The sequence below is a fragment of the Nocardia speluncae NBRC 108251 genome (assembly GCF_001613245.1).
Taxonomy (GTDB): domain Bacteria; phylum Actinomycetota; class Actinomycetes; order Mycobacteriales; family Mycobacteriaceae; genus Nocardia; species Nocardia speluncae.
The window spans coordinates 302,756-323,483 of record NZ_BDBZ01000035.1; the positions used below are offsets into that span (position 1 = coordinate 302,756).

Sequence of the window (20,728 nt, forward strand, 5' to 3'; positions counted from 1 at the left end):
CGAAACTCTAGGAGACCGCGCCGGGCGCGCCGTACAGGGTCACCACACAGGCACCGCCGAGCCCGAGGTTGTGCGCCATTCCGAGCTGCGCACCTTCCACCTGCCGGTCGCCCGCGCCGCCCCGCACCTGGGTGACCAGTTCGGTGCACTGCGCCAGCCCGGTCGCGCCGAGCGGATGCCCCTTGGAGATGAGCCCGCCCGACGGGTTCACCACCCAGCGACCGCCGTAGGTGGTGGCGCCCGCGGCGACCAGCTCGCCCGATTCGCCTTCACCGCACAGGCCGAGTGCCTCATAGGTGAGCAGTTCGTTGATCGAGAAGCAGTCGTGCAGTTCCAGGACGTCGATATCGTCGATCCCGACCCCCGCGGTTTCGAGTACCCGCTGCCCGGCGATCCGGGCCATGGGCGCACCCACCACGTCGATCATCGAATCCGATTCGAAACAGGCGCCGGTATCGGTCACCAGTTCCTGGGCGAGGATCGGCACCGCCCGGTCGAGCCCGTGTTCGCGGACGTAGCGTTCGCTCACCAGTACCGCGGCGCCTGCGCCGTCGGACATGGGGGAGCACTGCGAACGTGTCAGCGGATCGGAGACCAGTTTGTCGCCGAGTACCTGGTCGAGGGTGTAGGCGTCCTGGAACTGGGCTTTCGGGTTGCGGGTGGAGTGTTCGTGGTTCTTCACCGCGACCTGGGCGAGTTGCTCGCGGGTCGTCCCGTACCGCTTCATATGCTCGTTGGCGGCGGCGCTGAAGAACTGCGCTGTCATCGGGGCGGCGCTGAAACCGGCGGCGGCCTTCAGGGCACCCATATGCCGGTCCACGGTGGTGACCTTGGGGACCGAGCCGTCACCGGCCATCGCCTGTTTGGTCATCTGCTCGAACCCGACCGCGAGCACGATATCGGCCAGCCCGGCCTGCACCCATTCCCGGGCGAGGACCAGCGCCGTCGACCCGGTGGCGCAGTTGTTGTTGACGTTCACGATCGGGATACCGGTGAGCCCGATCTCGTAGAGCGCCCGCTGTCCGGCCGTGGACGGCTGGAATACGTAGCCGGCGGCGGCGCGCTGCACCTGGTCGTAGTTCACCCCGGCGTCGGTGAGCGCCTGGCCCACCGCTTCGGCGACCATCTCCGGGTAGGTCCAGTCGCGGGACTGGATCTTCTCGAATTTCGTCATCCCGACACCGGCGACGTAAACCCGCTCGGCCATGTTCTTCTCCTCGTTTCATGCGGTGTTGCGCACCGCGGAAGCATTGTGGTGGACCGGTCCCGTGCGCTGTGCCCGGTGCGTACCGGACAGGCGGCCGGTCCGGTGTTCTGTGTTGTCCGCGCCGGTCAGGACTGTGGTGGTTCCGAACCCACTACCCACAGTGCATGGAACTGCGCTGCCCCACCCATCGCATGCCCTACGGCCCGCCGCGCGTCCGGTACCTGGTGTGCACCCGCGGTCCCGCGCACCTGCATGGCCGCCTCGGCAAACCGCAGCAAACCTGTTGCGCCGGTGGGATTTCCGGAGAGCACCCCACCGGAAGGGTTGATCGGCAGCGACCCGTCGAACGCAGTGTGCCCGGCATCGACCATCCTCCAGCCCGCGCCGACCTCGGCCAGGCCCACGTTCTCCAGCCAGATCGGTTCGAACCAGCTGTAGGGGATGTAGAGCTCGGCGGTATCGATGTCGTGTGCCGGGTCGGTGATCCCGGCCTGCCGGTAGGCGTCTGCGGCGCACAGTCGCCCGGCCTCGGGGTTCACTTCGTCGCGGCCGGCGAAATGGCCGGTTTCGGTCCGCCACGACATTCCGTGGATCCAAGCGGGTGGGCGGCCCGTGTGGTGGGCGTCGTCCTCGCCGGTGATCACCACCGCGCACGAACCGTCGGAGGACGGGCACGATTCCAGGAACCGGATCGGATCCCACAGCATCCGGGATTCGCGCACCTTCTCGACGGTGATATCCGGTAACTGGATGTGGGCGTAGGGATTGCGGGTCGCGTTCAACCGGTGGTTCACCGCGATCTGCCACCCGATGTGCTCGGGTGCAACGGAGCGGCGGATGTACTCCCGGATCACCGGTGCGAAATGCGCGCCCGCGCCTGCACCCAGTTGCGCGCTGAACGGGAGCCCGCGCGACAGCGCCCAGGTGAAATCACCCTCGGATTCCTTCGAATACGCGACCACCAGCACCCGCCGCGCCAGCCCCGCCTGCACCAGGTGTGCGCCGTAGATGGCGGCGTGCCCGCCGACGCTGCCGCCGGTGAACACCCGGGTCACGGGCAGGCCGCGCGCACCCATAGCGTCGGCCAGATACAGTTCCGGGTTCATCACGCCGTCGAACAGGTCGGGTGTTTTCGACAGCACGACAGCGTCGATATCGCCGAATTCGAGTTCGGCGTCGGCCATGGCCTCGTCGACGGCCTCGCGCACCATCGCACCGATCGTGACCTTACGTTTCTTGGCTTGTTTGCTCTGTCCGATTCCGACGACCGCGAGTTTCATCGGTCTCCCTCCAAAAGGCAGATCATGTTCTGCTGGAGCGCGGGCCCGTTGGTGGCGTGCGCCAGTGTGCGGTCCGCGCGGCCGGTCAGGATGTGCCGGGCGGCGTCGCCGATCCGGATCAGCCCGGTTGCCGTGGTGGGGCGAGCCACCAGGGGGCCGCCGCCGGGGTTGACGGTGCCGGACAGTTGGAGAGCTTCGGCGAGCAGCGGTTCCTGATAGCTGTATTCGGTGTGCAGTTCGGCGATATCGACGTCGCGGGCGGCGAATCCGGCCTGCTGCGCCGCTTTCTCCGCGGCGAGACCGATGGTGTCGGTGCGGGTGAGGTCGCGGGTGCCCGGATAGTGCGAATCCATTCGATGGTCGGCGCCGCGTACCCAGGCCGGGCGCTGCGCCAACCGGCGTGCGGTGTCGCCGGCGGCCAGCACCAGTACGGCCGCGGCATCTCCGATGGGCCCGCGATCGTGTTCCCGCAGCGGCGATGCCAGGTACGGGGCAGCCAGCAGTTCGTCCACCGTGACCTCGCCCGAGACCTGTGCGGCCGGATTACCCACCGCGCCCGCCCGAGCCCGGGCGACCACCTCGGCCATCTGCTTCTCGTCCAGTGCGCCTGCCGCGATCAGCGCCTGCGCCTGGATCGCGGCGAGCGCGTCCTGATGCGGCCGCAGCGGGGCCAGGAAGTAGGGGTCGAGCTGGGTGCTGGTGACCTGGTCCAGGTCTCGCGCCAGCGAACCGCGCCCCACCCCGTAGACCACGGCGATCTCACCTTCGCCGAGTTGCAGCCACGACCACGCCTCGTAGGCCGCCCACGCCGCGTCCATCTCGACATGCGATTCCGAGATCGGCGGCCAGGCGCCCACCGCGTCGAGCGATTCGATGTAGGCGAAGGTCCGGCCCTCGTGGAAATCGTGGCTGCCCGAGGCCCAGAAATCGACCTCGGTGCGGTCGATCCCCGCCGAGGCAAGAGCCTCCCGCATCACCGGCAGCAGGATCTCGGCCATATCGTCGTGGCGATCGGCTGCCGTACCCGGTGACTGGGCGAATGCCACCACCGCGATATCACGCATCGGAACCTCCCGCGATCGGCCGGTAGTAGCGAATGCTGTTCATGGATGTGTCCAGGTCTTCGTCGGCGCACCACACCGGTTCCACCCGCATACCGATGTGGACCTCGCTCAGTTCGACATCGCGGACGAGGTGCATGAGGGTGGTGTCCGCCCCGTCCACTTGGATGTAGGCGACCAGGTAGGGCGGTTCGATCGTCTGGCCGGGGAACGGGAAGTTCACCACGCAGAAGGTTTTGACGACGCCCGTGCCGCCCAGCTCGAACGGTTCCGACAGTTCGACGAGGCAGCGGGAGCAGAACTCGGGCGCGGGCAGATAGACCCGCTCACAGGTCCCGCACCGGCGGGCGAGCAATGTCCGGTGCTGCAACCCGCGCAGGAAGGTCGAGCGGCCGGTTCCGGCGACGAAGGTGTAATCCACCTTGTGCGGGCTGGTGAACGATTCCACCGGAGTGGGCAGGGTACTCATCACGACTCCACCGGTTCGAAGCAGACGATATCGCGGATACTGCCCACCCGTTCCACTCGCCAGCGGGGTTTCACCCGCAGGCCGGCGGCGAGGCGGGCGGGGTCGCCGCCGGTGTCCACGGCGTGGAACAGGGCTCCCTCGGTGCCGTCGATGGCGATGAGGGCCCAGGCGTAGTGGCCGGCCGCGATCTCGTCGCCGGGCCGGGTGGGCACCCAGGTCCAGTGCCGGACCGTGCCGACCGGTTCGAGCCGCACCAGTTCACCGGTGGGCGCGGCGGTGGCCGGGTCGAATTCGAGGGCGGGGCACAGGACCGCCCCGGACGCGGTGCGTACCCCGTACAGTTCGCCGTCGCGGAGACCGCCGAGGAACGTGCCGATCTTCTCGCCGACCGTGCGGTTGTACGGGAATTCGATCGTGTAGGGCGCGGTGAGACTTGCGCCCGCGGGGTCGGCTGTCATCGTTCTCCTGCCGTTCGGGTGCGCGGCCGGGCACACTGCGACCGCGCCTCGATCGTGACCCGCTCGACGTCCGATGTCAATCACTTGATTCAATCGCTTGATAGATCGGACGGTCACCGCGGGCCGGGTGCATGGATGAACCTTGCTGCACGGCTTGCGGCCATGACGTAAGCTCCCAATCAAAGTAGAACCTGTTCCAATTCCTCGGGTGAGGAGAAATCACCATGGCCATCGTTGAACAGCTGGAGCCGACCGCCGACGGACGCCGTCGGCTCGAGCTGCGCAGCCCCGCTACCCGCGAACGCGTCGGCGAAATCGAGGTGAGCACGGCCGACGATGTCGCCGCGGCGCTGGCCACGGCCCGCGCCGCGCAACCGGGCTGGGCTGCCCGGCCGATCGAAGAGCGCGCGGCGATCATCCGCAACGCGGTCTCGGTCCTGCTGAAGCGCCGCGACGAGATCGTCGAAACGGTGATGCAGGAAACCGGAAAACCGCGGGTCGAGGCCCTGGCGGTGGAAATGGTGCCGGCCTGCGACTTCCTGAACTACTGGAGCGGGCGCGCCACCAAGGACCTGGTCGACGAGAACCGCCGGTTGCACGGTTACATGCTGCCGCTGAAGAAGCTGGTCATCAATTACCAGCCACTCGGCGTCGTGGGCGTGATCACCCCGTGGAACGGCCCCTTCATCCTCTCGCTGAACCCGATCGCGCAGGCGCTGCTCGCCGGGAACTCGGTGATCCTCAAGCCGTCCGAGGTCACCCCGCATTCGGGGGAGTGGGCGGCCAAGGTGCTGCACGAGGCGGGTGTCCCGAAGGACGTCCTGCAGGTCGTGCACGGCGACGGCGAAACCGGCGCCGCCCTGGTGAACGGCGATATCGACAAGATCTCGTTCACCGGCAGCGTCGGCACCGGTAAGAAGATCGCCGCCGCCTGTGCGACGCGGCTCATCCCGTGCACCCTCGAACTCGGCGGCAAGGACGCGATGATCGTCTGCGCCGACGCCGATCTGGACCGCGCATCGCTGGGTGCGGTGTACCTATCGATGTTCAACACCGGGCAGGTATGCGTCGGGGTGGAACGCATCTACGTGGTCGACAGCATCGCCGACGAATTCATCGAACAGGTCCGAAAACGCGCCGCCGAGGTCACCTACGGGCCTTCCGGCAAGGACGTCGGACCACTGTTCTGGGACCGCCAGCTCGAGATCGTCGAGAAGCACGTCGAGGACGCCAGGTCCAAGGGGGCCACGGTCCTGCTCGGCGGTGAATCCGATACCGCCGAGGGGGTGTTCTTCAAACCCACCGTGGTCGTCGACGTCACCCACGATATGGACATCATGCAGCAGGAGACCTTCGGGCCGATCGTCGCCATCATGCGCGTCCGGGACGAAGAAGAGGCCGTGCGGATGGCCAACGACTGCCAGTACGGGCTCAGTGGCAGCGTGTTCACCAAGGACAAGGACAAGGTCCTGCGGCTGGCCAAACAGCTCAAGACCGGGTCGGTGGTGCAGAACGACGCCTCGGTGATCTACGGCGTCGCCGAAGCACCGTTCGGTGGCCGCAAGGACAGCGGGCTGGGGCAGGTGAACGGGCGCGACGCGCTGCGCAGCTTCGTCCACCCGCAGCCCGTTCTGCTGGACCGGTGGGGCCTGAAGAAGGAAAACATCTGGTACCCCTACAGTGAGGCCACTGCCGCCACGCTGGAGAAGACCATCGGCACCCTGTTCGGTAACAAGTTCATCCGCCGCCTGGTGCGCTGAGATCCCGGTCCGGCGGCGGCAACGTTGCGGCCGGACCCTTGCCAGGAGTTGCGGAAAGGAGCGGCCGACCGGTCAACCGGTCGGCCGCTCCTCTGTATATGGGCCGGAAGCCGCGCGCCGCATACGACACCGGGCCGTCTACGAGGTGCTGTACGCAGCCTCGGAGACGGCCCGGTCACGACGTCTGTGACACCCGCGCCGCAGGTGTGGGCGGCCCGGGTGGCCGGATCAGGCGGCGGGGTGGTCGACCGGCTTGTCGCTGTTCTTCGGTGCCGAACCACCCGCTCGTCCCGACCGGTACCGCTTGAACACCTCCCACACGATGGGCAGCACCGAAACCGCCACGATCAACAGGAAGATGATGTCGATGTTGTCGCGCACGAACGCGATCTGCCCCAGCAGGTAACCCAGCATCGTCACACCCGCGCCCCACAGCACACCGCCGAGCACGTTGTAGGTGAGGAACACCGAATACTTCATCTTCGCCGCGCCCGCGACCAGTGGGGCGTAGGTGCGGACGATGGGGACGAACCGGGCCAGCACGATGGTGATCGGCCCGTGCTTCTCGAAGAACGCGTGCGATTCGTCGATATAGGCCTTCTTGAAGATCTTCGCGTCGTTGCTCTTGAACAACGCCGTCCCGCCCCGTGAACCGATCAGATATCCGACCTGGTCGCCGGCGATCGCCGCGATCGGAATCAATACGAGTAGCACCCCGATGGGTGCGAAGGGTTCGATCTCGGCTGATTTGGATGCGGCGATGAGCCCCGCGGTGAACAACAGCGAATCACCGGGCAGCAGGGGAAACAGCAGGCCGGACTCGATGAACACCACGAGGAGTAGGCCCAGCAACACCCAGGTGCCGAACGAATTGAGCAGATTGACCGGGTCGAGGAATCCCGGCATCAGGGCAAGTTCGGTGGTGGCCGCTGCGGCGGCTGAGTAACTCACCCAGCCGAAGATACCGCAGAAGAATACGCTCCCTGTTTCCGGATTGCCCGTTTCGGGCGGTTATCGCGGAACGGTAGCCGGATCTAATGCCTGCCGGTGCTTTCACGTAGCGTCGCCTCGATCTCGGCGACGCGCGCGGTGGGGATCCCCCAGGGGTCCGTAAGCCCCAGACGGGAGTCCAGATCCCACAGTACGCATTCCTCTCCTGGGCGTGCCACCAGCGACCATGCCACCACCGTCCGGCCGAGTTGACCGGCCGTATCGACCGGCGCCGAACCGGCCGGTTCCGCGCCCTCCGGGTGGTGGTGCAGGAACTGCCCGTAGGCGCGGTCGCAGAAATCGGCGTACCGGCGAGTGCATAGAATGAATCCGTGCCAGGCCTCGTCGACCGCGCGGGACGGCATTCCGATCACTTGGTCATCGGCCAGCGCCGGACCGCAGCAGCGCAGCCATTGCCGCAAACCGGTCGCGACGAGGTCTCGCGGTTCCCACAAGCAGGTTTTGTAGACGGCCGCCGGAAGTTCGAGTTCGCTGACTGCGAGCTCGGTGGCGGCCGGCTCGAGATTTCGGCGCCGGGGTCTGGCGAAGGTGAACACACTGCCATTGTCCGCGTGGCCCGGGGTGGAATCGGCTGGGCGCCGGCTCGGCATCGGCATCGTGCCGCTGCGGCTGTCAAGCCCGGCATCCGGATAGTCCGGTGCGCCAACGCTGTTCGTCGGTACCGTGGAGTGATGGATCTGGTGCTGGGTTTTTTCTTCCTCTTCATGCTGGGGTTGCTCTGCGTGGGGGCGATCGTGGGAATCGTCCTCGCGATCAGCAAGGCGGGTTCCGGTGCACGACGGGGGAACCGTGCGCGGCGGGGCGGGTATTACGCGGGTGGAACCTACGTCGCCGGTGACAGTGGCTCGGGCGGTTGGAGTTCGGGCGACGCTGGGTCGAGCGGGGGCGACGGCGGGTCGGGTGGTGGAGGCGGAAGTGGCTGCGGGGGTGGAGGGGGAGGAGGAGGGGGAGGAGGAGGGGGTGGTTGTGGCGGCGGAGGCGGAGGAGGGGGCGGTTGATCGGAATCGATCGGCACCACCACCCTTCGGAATGGATGTAACCAATAGTTGCGTGTAATATTCTGCGGGTCGGGGCGTGTTCGGGCTTTCCTGCCGGTTCGGTGAAACCTGTTTCTGGACTTGTGTATTCGATTTCGCCCGTCGCGCCACGCCGGTAATTATATCAATTTGATATACCCTGGAAACGGGGATTTCCACAGAATGTTTGCGGTCTGCCGGGCATGTCTCAAATTATCCGGCCTGTGCCCGATGATCGTGAAGAATTTTGGATAACTTTCGAATTCACTTCCCGATCAACGTAATTCATGAACAGGCATAGACCATTCCCGGGTGCAGCGTTCACCCCGCCACCGTTACTGTGCGTGCCGTGGTTACCGCATTGGTAGTACTCGCAATCCTGATTCTCGTCGCCTCCGTAGTCCATCTCGCCAGCCGGCCGCCGGAGGACCTCGTTTCGCGCAGACAGCGGGTGCGGGCCGGATCGGACACCTACTCCGACTGATTCGCCACCGCGGGCGAAAGCACCACCACCGCAATCGGACGCCGGGTCTTCTTCTGATACTCGCTGTACCGGCCCTTGTTCACCGCGTCCACCAGCCCCCAGCGGCGCGCGTACTCCGGATCACCGGGCAGAGTCGCCCGAGCTACCACCGGTAACGCGCGCCGCCCCACTCGAATCTCACATTCCGGCCGCGCCTTCACATTCGCCAGCCATCCCGGCGGCCGCGGCGACCCGCCATTCGACGCGGTCACCAGAAAATCCGGCCCGTCCTTCGCGTACGTCAATGCCGAGGTCCGCGGTAGTCCGGTCTTACGTCCCGTGGTCCGCAACAACAACGTCGGATTCCCGAACAAGATCCGGTGCCCTACCATCCCACCGCTCTTCTCGTACACCCACTGGTGCACCCGCAGTGCCTGCACGAACCACCCGGCCACGGGCGCTCCTTCCGTTCGGTGATCATCGTCGGAGACGGGCACCTGCCCGGCTACCGGTCATTATCGCCAGGGTGCTCGATGCGCGACGGAAACGGCTCCCCCTCCGGCGTATCGGATCCGAACGGCGGCGTCGAGCCGGACACGCTGAGATATCCGGTCACGCTCTGTGTGACAGTGAGACCGTAACCGTCGGAGGTGCGGGCATATCCCGTACGCGGACGCATGGGGCGGTCGGGCCGGGCCTGCGGGTCGAGCTCGGTCCAGGCGCGCATCACCAGATCGAAATACACGTCGGAATCTTCCGGATCGGCGCCGGCCACCCAGTACGAGATATCGAAGAACTCCCTCTCGCCGTCCGGGGTGTCCTCGGCGGGCAGCGTGACACCGTGATGGAATCCCGCGGCCGGTAGGTCGGGATGTTGCAGCAGGAGCGCCGTTTCGGGCGGCAGTAGTCGGAGAATGCCGGTTAAGTACCGGAGCAATCGCGCGCGGGCGGCGGCTTGGGATACTGCCGATGGCATCGTGTCCTCGTTTCTTCGGGCCGAAGGTGAGCCGGCCCCGTTGTATCACTGCAGAAGGTGCCCGTGGCCGGTCACGATCATGCCGAGACTCCGGTACGACCGGTTGGCCGAGTCGAAGTAATTGGTGGCGAGATGATCGGCGGGATTCCAGCCCAGCCGTGTCGAACTGGGTGTGGAGTCGGTATCGAAAACGGTGGCGCCGAACCCGGGATCTGTCGGCGCGGGGCCGTGCGTGGCCGGCATCAACTGGATCGAATCGTATCGGGCCATGGTCGCGTACACGTTCCCGCCGCCGGAGTCCGGCCCGGCCCCGGCCAGGTGAAGATCGCCGGCGTGCGTCGCGCCCGTGCCCCACGAGCCGACGAAAACCAGCTCGTCGGTGTCCAGCGTTTGCCCGTGTCCGGCCGAATGCCCGCCCACGACCCCGCCATAGGAGTGCGCGATGGTGGTGATGTGCGAGGACTGCTCCTGGTGGGTGACCCGCAGACCCTCGTGATACTTCCGCGCGGCCGCCGCTCCCTCCTCGGCGGGCCCCGAGCGCAGCGTCGCCACCAGCGAATTCGGATTGTCGTAGCCACCCCAGAGGATGACCGAGGTCTCCGCACCCGGGTCCACCGCAAGCGCTGCCTGACGCAACTGCTTCATCGATTGCTGGGCATAGCCGACACCGCTGCGCCGCCGCAGCGCGCCGACCAGTGCGACGGCGGTATTGTCCGCGGTGTCGGGATTGCCGAGGGCATACGCGTACCGTAAATCGTTGTCGAGGTAGGACAGCAGGTGCGGCGGTAATCCTTCCTCGGTCGAGTCGAGGAACGAGCGGATATCGTCGATCCGGTCCAATCGGTCCTGGTCTCCGTCCTGTTGTGCCCGTTCATGCAACATGATGAGCGTTTTCCGGTTGTATTCGTCGCGGTCCGCCTGCGGTATACCGTCGCGGTTCCCGACGAAGGGGTCCAACCGGTGCATAGCGTCCCTTTCGGCAGTGGACAACGACGCCCACGCGTCGTGTAGTCGCCGCGGATCCGCGGGCAGACCGATATCGGGTGCCGGCGAGCCCGCCGTGATCGGCTCCGTACTGTGCGGCCACCTGAACCAGGGCACCGCGGACCTGTCGCTGTCCACGAGGTGGGCGCGCGCTGTGCGCAGACGACCGGCAGTACCGCGATACATCCCGTCGCCGACGGAGGTCGCGATGCCACGGGTGGCCTCCTCCAGGCGATAAGCGATATGGGCTTTGAAAATCCCGCGGTGAAAAGGTAGGGAAAGGAAGTCGAATGCGTTTTCGGCCGGATCCGTCCCACTCACTGCCGCAGCTCCGTTGCCGCCGCTCTCGGCGCGAGGTGGCCGTCGGCCGAGCCGATACCCACACCGAAATGAATCAGTCTTGTTCCAGAGTGCACCCTCTCCAAGCTAGAAGCGTGGAAGCGGTCCGGGCATCAGCCTTCGGTAGGGGGTCGAGTAGCCCTTTTGTATTGGGCCACAACCGGAATTGATGTACTCGGGCCGGTTTCATGCCGGTTCGGGGCGGATCGCCCACTTTGCCACCCGGCAGAAGGCGCAACATCGGGGACCAATTGGCCCGTATCGGGACCGACCGGGTATCATTCCCCACCTGCGGCCCCTGGCCGCGACGAGGGGCGGTAGCTCAGTCGGTTAGAGCCGTGGACTCATAATCCATTGGTCGTGGGTTCGAGCCCCACCCGCCCCACAGTGAAAGTCCAGGTCAGACCCGATGGGTCGACCGGGACTGGGATGCGAAACACCTATGGGACAGCAGTAGCCGAAACTGCTGTCCCACTCGCCATTTTCAGGGGCCGTGCGGTTACGCGGGCGCCACGCCTACCCGCCGATCGGGCTCATGTCCGGGTCGACACGGCGCAGCGCGGACGCGAGCCATTCGGTTCGGAGGTGCTCTGCGGGCATATCGGCCAGTCCGTCCGCCGCTTCCGCTACGGCGCTGACCGTGTCTCCCAGTATCGACAGCACCCCCGCCCGCTGCACTCCGCCGAACCCGGGCGTCCACCAGTACATCGCCTCTGGCGGTTCCACACCGTCTGCCGCCTCGGTGGCCGCGTCCGCCTCGGCAAGGGCGATGCGGGCCTGCCGCGTCTCGCCACGGGCGGCAAGCAACTCGGCCCGGCGCATCCTGGCGTAGGCGACAAGGACAGGGTGCGCGCCTCGGACGGCCAGCGCCGCGTCTGACAGGGCGATCACCTCGGCGTAGTCGCCGGTCGCGCTCCACGCGACATATCCCGCGAACCCGAGACTGTGTACGAGCCGGTCCGGGTCGCCGGAACCGGCGGCAAGGTCCACGGCCGTGGACAGGCTGCGCCGGGCTGCGGTGTCCGCACCCACCGCGTGTTCGAGCCAGCCCCGATACTGGGTGACCTCGGACGCCAGCGCCGACGCGGCAGCGAAGTGCACAGTTCGCGCGGACTGTGCGAACTCCTCGGTCATCGTCGCCATACCGCGCACCGCCGGGAGTACCGCGAGCGCGCCGGTCGCGTCCTCGATCCGGCGCGTTGCCGACAGCATCACGGCCACGTCGGACAGGGCGCCGGTGTCCACGCTCGCGGCCGAGCGCGCCACGGTGGTCAGTCGGCCCAGGTCCGTTGTCCCGAGCACCCGTTCATAGGCAGTGGTGACCCCGGCGGGTATTGGGCGCTGCCCGGTCTCGATAGCCGATAGGTAGGTCTTGCTGTAGAAGGTTCGTTCCGCCATCGTGCGCAGGGAAATACCCGCCGCCTCACGAGCGGCTCGCATGAGTGCCCCGGTTTCCACCACTCCAGCGTAAACGGGCTGCGGACACCTGTGGACGCCGAAACCGTAGGCGCGCGAACCCTCCACGCATAGCGTCGAATTCGGCCCCACCGCCGGGCGTTCGTGTCCTCGGCGGTGGGTGCACGCCAACCGCAGGGGAACAGAAACAGGGGAGGTTCGATGCGCAACCGGCCGACCGCACTCGGATACGTAGATCTGGACGTGAGCACTTCGCCGGCATGGGACCGGGCACAGGTCCAACGTCTGGCGCGCCATCTCGGCTACCTGGTGGTCTGGCCCGACGTTACGTCGATACTCCCGCTGTTCGATCAGGTCCGCGCGGCCGACGTGGACGCCGTGGTGATCCCCGGCCCGGACCACCTCGGCCCGCTGGAGTTGAACCGGGTAATGAATGTGGCCGACGTGGAAACGGTGCTACCCCGCTTGTCCTTCGCCCGGTGGTCGATCGGTGCCGGGCGTTGATCGCGCTCGGCCTGGTCGTGGCGGCCGGTCTCCCGCTGGCGGTGCTGGTGCTGGCCGTGATCCTACCTGTACCCAGTGAGCGGCCGGGCGAGCGAGATAGCAACAGCAGCAACGATTACCGGGCTCGGCGCAGCTCCCGTTCTCGTTGATTCGCAACTCATAAACTTCTGAGCATGCCTGGGAGTGGTGCTCGAGTTCCGTTCAAACCCGGAGGGTTTATTTCATGCGCCGAGAGGGCTGGAATGTTCTACGGTCCCTGACCCAACGTCGGGTAGTCCTACCGCACCGGACTGGGGGGACTGGCCATGCATCGTCCCAACGAATCCGGTTACAACCGGGCCGATGCATACCTGACCGGCGACCGGCGTTGAGCGCGATGTCAGTCGGCCGCCTGTGATTCGGGAGCGGCCGCGAGGTTCGTCATATCGTCGCCGATCGGCGACGAGTAGTAAGGGCTGAAATGATCCCCGGCATGTGTGTCGGTGAATGTGGCTTCCGGCGCGGAAAGCAAATATCTACCTGATTGCGAAGTTCAGCGGCCCCGGATTCCAGACCCCGGAGCGCCGGACAGTCGTTGTGGTGGGCAACGCGGAGGTGGCCGCCGGGTCGTATGGAACGAGTCTGTGGATCTCACCCCAGTTGCGTTTCCAGTCGTCGCGCAGATAGGAGGGCATGACCTCGGAGCGGGTCAGCAATTCGGTGTAACCGAGCGGCCCACCGGACGCATGGCTCTGCCAGTTCGTGGTCATGATGGCGGCCGAGAACTCCGGGGTGATGCGGTACTCGGGCGTTTCGGCGATCCCATATCTGTGTCGCATCGGTTGCTGACACGGGAACTGCAGGCCGACGAGCCAATCCATCAGTACCGGGCTGGTGTGTCCTACCAGTGAGTCGAGCGACTGTAGTTGCGGCACGCGTGGTGGTGTCACGGCCAGCCACTGTGCCGGATCCGAACTGTCGACGGATGCGACGATGCGGACTGCACCAGCCTGGGCGGGTAACTGTTCGAGCGGGATCCGAAGGTTTCGCCAGGACGGTTGAAGCACGCTCACATCATCGGGCACGACCTGCCCGAGCGTGTGCACGCCCTCGTGTCCCGCGACACCGTATTCGATGTAGAGACTCTGCCCGGCCACCGGAAGGCCATCGAGGTCGGTGGAGGCGATTCGGCCCGCGGCGGCGATGGCGATGATCTCACCGCGTTCACCGTCCGGTAGGTCGTACCAGCCCGAGACGAGGTCCTTCTTCGATTCTGGGCTCGCGTAGCTGCCGAGCACAGGGGTGGTTGCGGGGTCCAGGCCGAACGGTAGCGGGACGGTGCTGCCGTTGATACCCGTATGGGTGACGCCACCGGGGCCGACGCTGGTGGCGGGGCCGGTGCTGGTCGTCGTGCCGGCGCTGCCCAGCGATTGACCGACCGAAGCGGCTGCGGCATCCGATGCGTCGGGAAGTAGATCGTCGAAATTGATTCCGTTGGGCGTGAAGCCTTCATCGGCTCCGGCGCCGAGCGCGGTGGCGGGATCGCCGGAAAGAGGTTTCAGGACACCACGGTTGGGGTCGGGCTCCACCAGTACGTCGTTCGCCAGCGCGCAGGGGTTCGCGCCGAGCGCCGAGAGGTTCGATTTCGCAATCGAGTACGCCGGGTACTGGTCTGCGGCCGCTTTCGCGAACGACACCACCTGGAATGTCACCACCAGGGCTACTGCCAGCGTGAGTACAGGTATTCGCCTGCGGACCGTTCCGTCGCCGAGGCGGAATGGTTCGCGGATATGGAACCAGCCGGCGGCCACAACGGTGAGTAAGGACAGGGCGAGCAGCACTGTGCCGACCGGGATCCCGGCGATCGAGATCGGCTTGTCCCACCACGGGATTCCGTAGCTGGCCACATACCACCAGCTGTTCGAGCTGGCGAACGACATCGCCAGAACCCCGAGCACCGCAGCGGCGAACAACGTCCGGTTGCGCCGGGATCGGAGGACTCGGGGGCCGGCCGCGACCGCGGCGACCACCGCCACCGCGCCCGCCAGACCGGCGAAAACACCGAGGTGATGAGTAAATTTGGTGGGAGAGAACATCATCAGCGGAATCGCGGCGATTGTGGTGCCCACGATCCGCCGTGCCGGTCCCGCGGCCAGTCCGGGAATCCGGCCGCCGTGACGGAACAACGCCAGAACCGATACCGCGAGGGCCAAGAACATGGCGAGCATGGCGAATCGTCGTGCCAGTGAGCCGTCGGGCATGGCCTGGAAGAGGTTTTGGTAGACGAGATATTCGTCGTGCCAGGGCATATTCGGGCCGACGACCTTGTGTGCCTCGTACATCGCGGTGACGGAGGCAATCGGCTGACCGGCGAAAACAATTGTGAGCACTGCCAAGCCGGTGGCGAGCGCGGGCGCGACCAGGGCCGCATAGCCGAAATCGCGGGCCCGCTGAACAATGATCCGGGCCAGCGGGCGCGCCCCCGCGAGGAGTGCCGCGAAGCAGATCAGCCCACACGGGTTGGTGACCACGGCCAGCGCGGCGGGGATCAATGCCAGCGCAGCCGGTGTCAGCCGTCGAGTTGCCAGCGCGCGTTCCATCGATACCCAGGTAAGCAACACGCCGAGGGCCACCGCGGGCTCTGGGCGCAGACCGTTGTTGTAGGGCAACCAGAACGCCAGGAACAGCAGGCCGCCCGCCCATACTGCCGCCCGCTCTGTCCGAGCTGCGATTCCGAGACGGGGCACCACCTCGCGGCTGATGAGCAGCCAGCACACGACCGCGATGATCAGTTCCGGTAGCCGGACCACGATGCTCGCGGTCGATATCTGTGCCAGCCATCCGAACAGGTAGTCGTAGGGAATGCCGATCGGTGTCTCGGGGACTCCGAAATAGGCGAAGTAGTTCGCCAAATAGCCTGCGTGCTCGGCGGTTCGGGCCATGCCGAGGATGTAGCCGTCGTCGGCGGTACCCGCGCCGATGAAGTACCACAACACCAAGACCCCGAGGATTACACCATCGATCGGTCGCGGTCGCCACCAGCGCCACGGCAGTACCCGGCGGTTTCGGCGGTTGTCGGAACCGTCGAGCCGGTGCAGGGCCCACAATGCCAGCGCGGTGGCGAGCAGGGCGGCGACGATTGCTCCCTGCTTCAAGACTGTCGGCGAGGTCGTGAATCGGGAATCGATCTGTGCATCAGCGTGCACGCCCGCCGATACCGGATCGGCGAGATCGGTGAAGAACCCGACCAGCTGCGGGCGATGATCGCCGTGCACCACCACGGGCTCGCCGACGCCGGTGTCCACGCTGGTGCGGGTGCTGTCCGAGGTGATTGCCACCCGGCAATCGGGAGGTAGCCCGGCCATCGGGGTATCGAGCAGCGTCCGGTCGCGAAGCACGACCTGTAGCCGGCCGCCGTCCTGGACCGGGGTGACCACGGCGTTCACGCCGTAATGCCAGGCTTGGCCGGACTGCGGCGGGACCGTCGACAGCAGATTTCCGCCGCTCTCGCCCAGGCTCGCCGCGGCAGCACACGGTAAGTCGATGGTTACACTGGCCGGCGAGTAGGACACCAGCGGTGCCGTGACACTGCTCGACTGGCCGGGCTGCGGCCACGACAACGACGCCTGCTCCTGATCGACCGGCAGGAACGGCACCAGCACGGCCAGGACCGCACCGATGAGACCGGCTGTGACGGCGATGTGACGCCACCACCGATACTGCTCCACCGCACTGTCTTTCGGGACACGGACGGGTACGCGTTCCTCGGTACGAGTCAGAGTCATGGCCGCACCCGGCCGATCCCCGGTCGGTACCCCACAGCACTCCGCCCGCAGCGCAGCGAGCTGTGATCGTGTCTGTTCACCTGGGAAGGTCTAGTTGAAACACTTGTTACAGTCAAGCGATGGGAGGCCGAAAGGATTCGACAAAACGCGAAACGATGCTGAACCAGGCCTGCGAGATACTGTCCCGCAGCGGCGTCGTCGACACCTCGCTGCGCTCGTTGGCTGCGCAAATGGACACCAGCGCCAGGATGCTGATCTATTACTTCGGCTCCAAGGAGAAACTGATTCTCGAAGTCATCGACCACGAACAGCAGCGAGCTGCACCGGATCCCGGAGTCTCCTCGTCGGTCGCTGACCTGCGTACCTACATTCTGGCCGACTGGGATTCGATCACCCGTGGGGAAAAGCACGTCAGCGTACGGATTCTGGAGCAAGTTTTCGGCGCCGCCTGCGCACAGGACAGTCCCTACGCCGATTACACCGCACAAACTCTGAACCGGCTGATCGGCAACTTCGAAACCCGCCTCGTCGCCGTCGGTATACCCGGCGATATCGCCGCCACCCGTGCGGTTGTCGGCCTCACCGCGCTCCAGGGGTACCTCATGCGATATTTCACGGCCGCGGATCCGGCCGCGGTCGATCGCGACTTCTTCCGCTTCGTGGACGACGTCATTCTTGCGCCCTTCTGAAGGGAACCGCCGAGCTCTCCGCGCCCGCGCGGTTCCGGTGACCGGCCGACCGGGCTGTGGCCTGTCCCGTTCGGGTCAGCGCTTGATCAGGGCGAAGACTCCCCAGCCGAGGTGTTCACGCAGATAGCGCGGGTAACCGGCGGGTTCGGTATCGAGCGCCTTCCGCACCTCGGGGGCCAGTTCGCCGTCCGGGTTCTGGTCGAGCCAGCGGCGCATGCTGAGCCACTGTGCCGCCGTGTACCGGTCCCAGCTGTCCTGGTCGGCCAGCATCATTTCGACGACGTCGTAGCCGAGGCCTTGGAATTGCCCGATCAGCTCCGGGAGTTCCAGGTAGTCGGTGAGGGCGTTGGCGTGGCAGGCTTTGGCGGTCTCCTCGTCCGGTGGCATCCGCCGCCAGTACGGCTCGCCGATCAGCATCAGGCCACCGGGGCGGAGGCTGCGATCGAGCAGTTCCGCGGTCCCGGCGACCCCGTCGCCGATCCATGTGGCGCCAACGCAGGAGGCCAGGTCGACCGGTTCGGCCGCGATATAGCCGGCGGCGTCACCGTGGACGAATTCGACCCGGTCGGAGACGCCGAGTTCGGCGGCGCGGGCCTGGGCTTGCCGGGTGAAGACCGTGCTGATGTCTACCCCGGTACCCGTGATTCCGTGGTCTCGCGCCCAGGTGCACAGCATTTCACCCGAGCCGCTGGCCAGGTCGAGTGCCCGGGTCCCGGGAGCGAGGCGGAGTGATTCGCCGAGCGCGGCGAGCTTGGCCGCGGTGAACGGGTTGTGGATGCGGTGGTTGCTTTCGCGGATGGTGAAGATGCGGGGAAGGTCCATGACCTGATTCCTTTCTGTCATGTCTTGTCAGACGCCGAACGCCGCCGGGTAGGCGTTCTCGGTGGTCTGGTCGTGCGGGCGCAGGATGTAGGCGGCGTATCGGTAGTCGCGGCCGTGCTGGTTGCGCATGGCGATTTCTGCTTGCAGTGCGGTGAGTGCCTCGCGCATCCCCGGCCGGTCCGCATCCATCAGACGTATTCGTTCGGTGAGCGGGGTGTAGTAGTCGTGCCACCAGTCGGTCTCCGGTAGCGGCCAGTGCGCATCTACTCGGTAACCCGCCGACCGCGCCGCGTCGGTATTGCCGGCATGTGTTCGTAACCGATATGCCGCGTCCCAATAGGCGCGGACCTCGGCGTCGGGATCGGTGCCGGTCCATTCGATTTCGGTGATCGCCAGAACGCCCCCGGGTGCCAGCAGCCGCCGCCAAGCCCGAAGCGCGGTATCGAAGCCGACGGTGTAGACCGAGCCTTCGGCCCAGATCACGTCGAAGCTGTGATCGGGGAAAGGCAGCCGGTCCATGGAGTGGTTCGCCACGGAAACCTGCCTGCCGAGCCCTCGGCGTCCCGCTTCGACGACCAGCGCATCGAGGTAAGGCCGGTGGAGATCCACCGCGGTCACGATCGCGCCGGCCTCAGCGGCCAGCAGCAGAGCGGCGGCTCCTGGGCCACAACCTGCGTCCAGGATTCGCGGGCGCTCCGGAAGTGGTCCGGCGGCCTCGAGCAGGCGCCGGGTCGTGGAGTCCGAGCCCGGCCCTTGCCTGGTCAGGCCGTCGTGCAGTGCGAAGAGAGCTTCGGTCACCGCTTCGGTGTCGGAGCTGGAGGTGTTGGTGCCGGATGAAGAAGACAACGTAGAAACCCTTGGACAGGGATCCCGGAATGCGCCGGCCACCGCCCACGGGCATACGCCGATAGTGCGAGAGGGCCGGATCAGTCCGGGATCGGGGAGAGGAAGTGAGCATTGCGAGCAGGCCGAGCGGCTCGGAAATCCAGGGCGGGGCCGCGGGCGATTTCGGCCACGTCAGGGCCGCATACCGCCACGATCAGGCGATGCCACGGAATATGCAGGCAACGGGACATCGTCTCGTAGACAGCCGTGCGGGCACGGCGGTGGAGACGACTACGCGATGCAGTCGGGCGCGCTCGGCGCGGGCCGGATCACAAAACACCTCTTCCAAGGGCATACAGCCCGAAACGGATAATCACTCGCCCAGGACTCAATCACAACCGCTGAGCCGAATCCAATCATTTTCGCGAACGATGTGGGTTGCGGTGTGATCGCGCGGAACAAACGCCGATGGTCTTGTGGCCGGGATGCCACTATGTGTTCGCCGATGGGCCCAAAGGGCTGCCGGTGCTCGGCTCAAGGGTGCGTAAGCAGTGGTAGTCCGCGCTCTATCGCCTCGAACACCTCGTCCAGCACCGCGTCGAGTGGCGTCGCGTAGTTCGCGGCTCGCCAGGAACGGAGTGCGCCCAACATTGCGCCCACCAGCGCTCCGGCGTTCACCTGGATCTGCACGTCGGAGTGTTCACGGCCGGTCTGTCCTGCAAGTACCTCGGCAACGAGGTCGGTGGCCGCTATCAGCTGCCCGCCCATCAGTGCGGTCAAGGGCGGCTCGTCGAGCAGGTAGCGGAGCCGCCGGCGGTGCCGCTCTTCGGCTTCGGTGGAACCTCCGACGAGAGTGTCGCGCGCAACTCTGCTTAGCTCGCTCAGGAGGGACTCGTCTCGTCGCAGCGTGGTGTACAAGTCGCCTTCCCAGTCCCGATTCCACAGCAGGATGGCCTCTTTGGAGCCGAAATGCCGGTAGATCGAACTGGCCGAGACCTCGGCCCGTTCGGCCACCTGCTCGATCGAGACGTGGCCGTAGCCGTGCTCGTCGCATAGATCCAGCGCCGCGTCCTGCGTTCGCTGCATCATGGCGAGCCGTTTGCGTTCTCTCAGCCCTGTAGCCACGAATCTCACCGTATCGCACGTTCGCCAAAGCTGAGAAATATTGTCAATAGAGAGTAACTGTCTGTATTGTGCCGGTGTGGCCACTTCGGAAGCGGCATCTCGATGGCCGGCCTGACCAGCGCGGAATTCGCCCGGCAGGCGTTCCGGGGTATCCACTGTCGACGATTCAATACCAGCCGGTCGGACTGTAGTTCGGCCACCGCACGCGAAAGGTCCCAGCGTGGTCCTGCGAATATTCGGTTTATCCCTGGTCGTCACGGTGCTGTCGCTGGGGGTGGCGTTCCTCTACGGGGGTCCTACCGCTCTGGCGCTGTGCATCATCCTCGCCATCCTCGAGATCTCGATCTCGTTCGACAACGCTGTTATCAACGCCACCATCTTGGAAAAGATGAGTGAGTTCTGGCAGAAGATCTTCCTCACCATCGGCATCCTGATCGCCGTGTTCGGTATGCGGCTGCTCTTCCCGCTGGTCATCGTCTGGGTCACTGCGGGACTGAACCCGGTCCAAACCTTTGACCTGGCATTGAACCCACCCGCCGCCGGCGCCGACTATTTCGCC

At 66.0% G+C, this 20,728-nt stretch carries 20 protein-coding genes and 1 tRNA gene; 6 read left to right on the forward strand and 15 right to left on the reverse strand.

Annotated elements, in window-relative coordinates:
- Positions 1 to 7: 7 nt before the first annotated feature.
- The 5 genes from NS6_RS26360 to NS6_RS26380 all read right to left on the reverse strand — a co-directional run bounded on the left by NS6_RS26360 (position 8) and on the right by NS6_RS26380 (position 4,475).
- A complete protein-coding gene (locus NS6_RS26360) occupies positions 8 to 1,207 on the reverse strand; it encodes a thiolase C-terminal domain-containing protein (protein WP_068046865.1) in 1,200 nt (399 codons plus the stop codon).
- Between the two features lie 125 nt (positions 1,208 to 1,332).
- Positions 1,333 to 2,487, reverse strand: a complete 1,155-nt coding sequence (locus tag NS6_RS26365; RefSeq protein ID WP_068046869.1) for a thiolase family protein — start codon at positions 2,485 to 2,487, stop codon at positions 1,333 to 1,335.
- Complete coding sequence (locus tag NS6_RS26370; RefSeq protein ID WP_068046872.1) at positions 2,484 to 3,551, reverse strand: thiolase family protein; 1,068 nt, start codon at positions 3,549 to 3,551, stop codon at positions 2,484 to 2,486. The genes NS6_RS26365 and NS6_RS26370 overlap by 4 nt, the downstream gene beginning before the upstream one ends.
- Positions 3,544 to 4,017 (reverse strand): Zn-ribbon domain-containing OB-fold protein, encoded by a 474-nt coding sequence (locus NS6_RS26375; protein ID WP_068046874.1) that lies wholly within the window; start codon positions 4,015 to 4,017, stop codon positions 3,544 to 3,546. The genes NS6_RS26370 and NS6_RS26375 overlap by 8 nt, the downstream gene beginning before the upstream one ends.
- The gene (locus NS6_RS26380) at positions 4,017 to 4,475 is read right to left on the reverse strand and encodes a PhlB family protein (RefSeq protein WP_068046877.1); all 459 of its coding nucleotides are present in this window, start codon (positions 4,473 to 4,475) and stop codon (positions 4,017 to 4,019) included. The genes NS6_RS26375 and NS6_RS26380 overlap by 1 nt, the downstream gene beginning before the upstream one ends.
- A 224-nt stretch (positions 4,476 to 4,699) precedes the next feature.
- Here NS6_RS26380 and NS6_RS26385 point away from each other — a divergent pair, with 224 nt between their 5' ends.
- Positions 4,700 to 6,235, forward strand: coding sequence for an aldehyde dehydrogenase family protein (locus tag NS6_RS26385; protein ID WP_068046881.1), 1,536 nt, complete (start codon positions 4,700 to 4,702; stop codon positions 6,233 to 6,235).
- Positions 6,236 to 6,463: 228 nt separating this feature from the next.
- On the opposite strand, the gene NS6_RS26390 is transcribed toward NS6_RS26385, so the two are convergent.
- The gene (locus NS6_RS26390; RefSeq protein ID WP_281211449.1) at positions 6,464 to 7,186 is read right to left on the reverse strand and encodes a VTT domain-containing protein; all 723 of its coding nucleotides are present in this window, start codon (positions 7,184 to 7,186) and stop codon (positions 6,464 to 6,466) included.
- Positions 7,187 to 7,269: 83 nt separating this feature from the next.
- Positions 7,270 to 7,782: a UCP032817 domain-containing protein gene (locus tag NS6_RS26395; protein WP_068047067.1), complete on the reverse strand. Its 513-nt coding sequence runs from the start codon at positions 7,780 to 7,782 to the stop codon at positions 7,270 to 7,272.
- 829 nt (positions 7,783 to 8,611) lie between these two features.
- On the opposite strand from NS6_RS26395, the gene NS6_RS36280 reads away from it, so the two are divergent.
- A complete protein-coding gene (locus tag NS6_RS36280) occupies positions 8,612 to 8,746 on the forward strand; it encodes a hypothetical protein (protein ID WP_281211450.1) in 135 nt (44 codons plus the stop codon).
- On the opposite strand, the gene NS6_RS26400 is transcribed toward NS6_RS36280, so the two are convergent.
- The 3 genes from NS6_RS26400 to NS6_RS26410 are packed head-to-tail and all read right to left on the reverse strand — an operon-like array spanning position 8,734 to position 11,006.
- Complete coding sequence (locus NS6_RS26400) at positions 8,734 to 9,180, reverse strand: nitroreductase family deazaflavin-dependent oxidoreductase (protein WP_068046884.1); 447 nt, start codon at positions 9,178 to 9,180, stop codon at positions 8,734 to 8,736. The genes NS6_RS36280 and NS6_RS26400 overlap by 13 nt on opposite strands.
- 50 nt (positions 9,181 to 9,230) lie before the next feature.
- On the reverse strand, positions 9,231 to 9,701 hold the full coding sequence (locus NS6_RS26405) for a hypothetical protein (protein WP_068046887.1): 471 nt from the start codon (positions 9,699 to 9,701) through the stop codon (positions 9,231 to 9,233).
- Positions 9,702 to 9,746: 45 nt separating this feature from the next.
- Complete coding sequence (locus NS6_RS26410; protein ID WP_068046890.1) at positions 9,747 to 11,006, reverse strand: alpha/beta hydrolase; 1,260 nt, start codon at positions 11,004 to 11,006, stop codon at positions 9,747 to 9,749.
- Positions 11,007 to 11,335: 329 nt separating this feature from the next.
- On the opposite strand from NS6_RS26410, the gene NS6_RS26415 reads away from it, so the two are divergent.
- Positions 11,336 to 11,409: transfer RNA gene (locus NS6_RS26415), tRNA-Ile, on the forward strand.
- Between the two features lie 131 nt (positions 11,410 to 11,540).
- Here NS6_RS26415 and NS6_RS26420 read toward each other — a convergent pair.
- Complete coding sequence (locus NS6_RS26420) at positions 11,541 to 12,482, reverse strand: helix-turn-helix domain-containing protein (protein ID WP_168443462.1); 942 nt, start codon at positions 12,480 to 12,482, stop codon at positions 11,541 to 11,543.
- A gap of 159 nt (positions 12,483 to 12,641) precedes the next feature.
- On the opposite strand from NS6_RS26420, the gene NS6_RS26425 reads away from it, so the two are divergent.
- Entirely contained in the window at positions 12,642 to 12,944 is a 303-nt protein-coding gene (locus NS6_RS26425) for a hypothetical protein (RefSeq protein ID WP_068046894.1), read from the forward strand.
- Positions 12,945 to 13,459: 515 nt separating this feature from the next.
- Here NS6_RS26425 and NS6_RS26430 read toward each other — a convergent pair.
- On the reverse strand, positions 13,460 to 16,708 hold the full coding sequence (locus tag NS6_RS26430) for an arabinosyltransferase domain-containing protein (protein WP_068046898.1): 3,249 nt from the start codon (positions 16,706 to 16,708) through the stop codon (positions 13,460 to 13,462).
- A gap of 119 nt (positions 16,709 to 16,827) precedes the next feature.
- Between NS6_RS26430 and NS6_RS26435 the strand changes: the two genes are divergently transcribed.
- Positions 16,828 to 17,397, forward strand: a complete 570-nt coding sequence (locus NS6_RS26435; protein ID WP_068046901.1) for a TetR/AcrR family transcriptional regulator — start codon at positions 16,828 to 16,830, stop codon at positions 17,395 to 17,397.
- 75 nt (positions 17,398 to 17,472) lie between these two features.
- On the opposite strand, the gene NS6_RS26440 is transcribed toward NS6_RS26435, so the two are convergent.
- The 3 genes from NS6_RS26440 to NS6_RS26450 all read right to left on the reverse strand — a co-directional run bounded on the left by NS6_RS26440 (position 17,473) and on the right by NS6_RS26450 (position 20,169).
- On the reverse strand, positions 17,473 to 18,219 hold the full coding sequence (locus NS6_RS26440) for a methyltransferase domain-containing protein (RefSeq protein WP_068046904.1): 747 nt from the start codon (positions 18,217 to 18,219) through the stop codon (positions 17,473 to 17,475).
- 27 nt (positions 18,220 to 18,246) lie between these two features.
- Positions 18,247 to 19,065 carry a class I SAM-dependent methyltransferase gene (locus tag NS6_RS26445; RefSeq protein ID WP_068046907.1) on the reverse strand — a complete coding sequence of 273 codons (819 nt, stop codon included), beginning with the start codon at positions 19,063 to 19,065 and terminating at the stop codon, positions 18,247 to 18,249.
- 513 nt (positions 19,066 to 19,578) lie between these two features.
- Positions 19,579 to 20,169 carry a TetR/AcrR family transcriptional regulator gene (locus tag NS6_RS26450; protein ID WP_157112951.1) on the reverse strand — a complete coding sequence of 197 codons (591 nt, stop codon included), beginning with the start codon at positions 20,167 to 20,169 and terminating at the stop codon, positions 19,579 to 19,581.
- A 220-nt stretch (positions 20,170 to 20,389) separates the two neighbouring features.
- Here NS6_RS26450 and NS6_RS26455 point away from each other — a divergent pair.
- On the forward strand, positions 20,390 to 20,728 hold a 339-nt coding region (locus NS6_RS26455; RefSeq protein WP_157112952.1), incomplete at its 3' end, for a DUF475 domain-containing protein.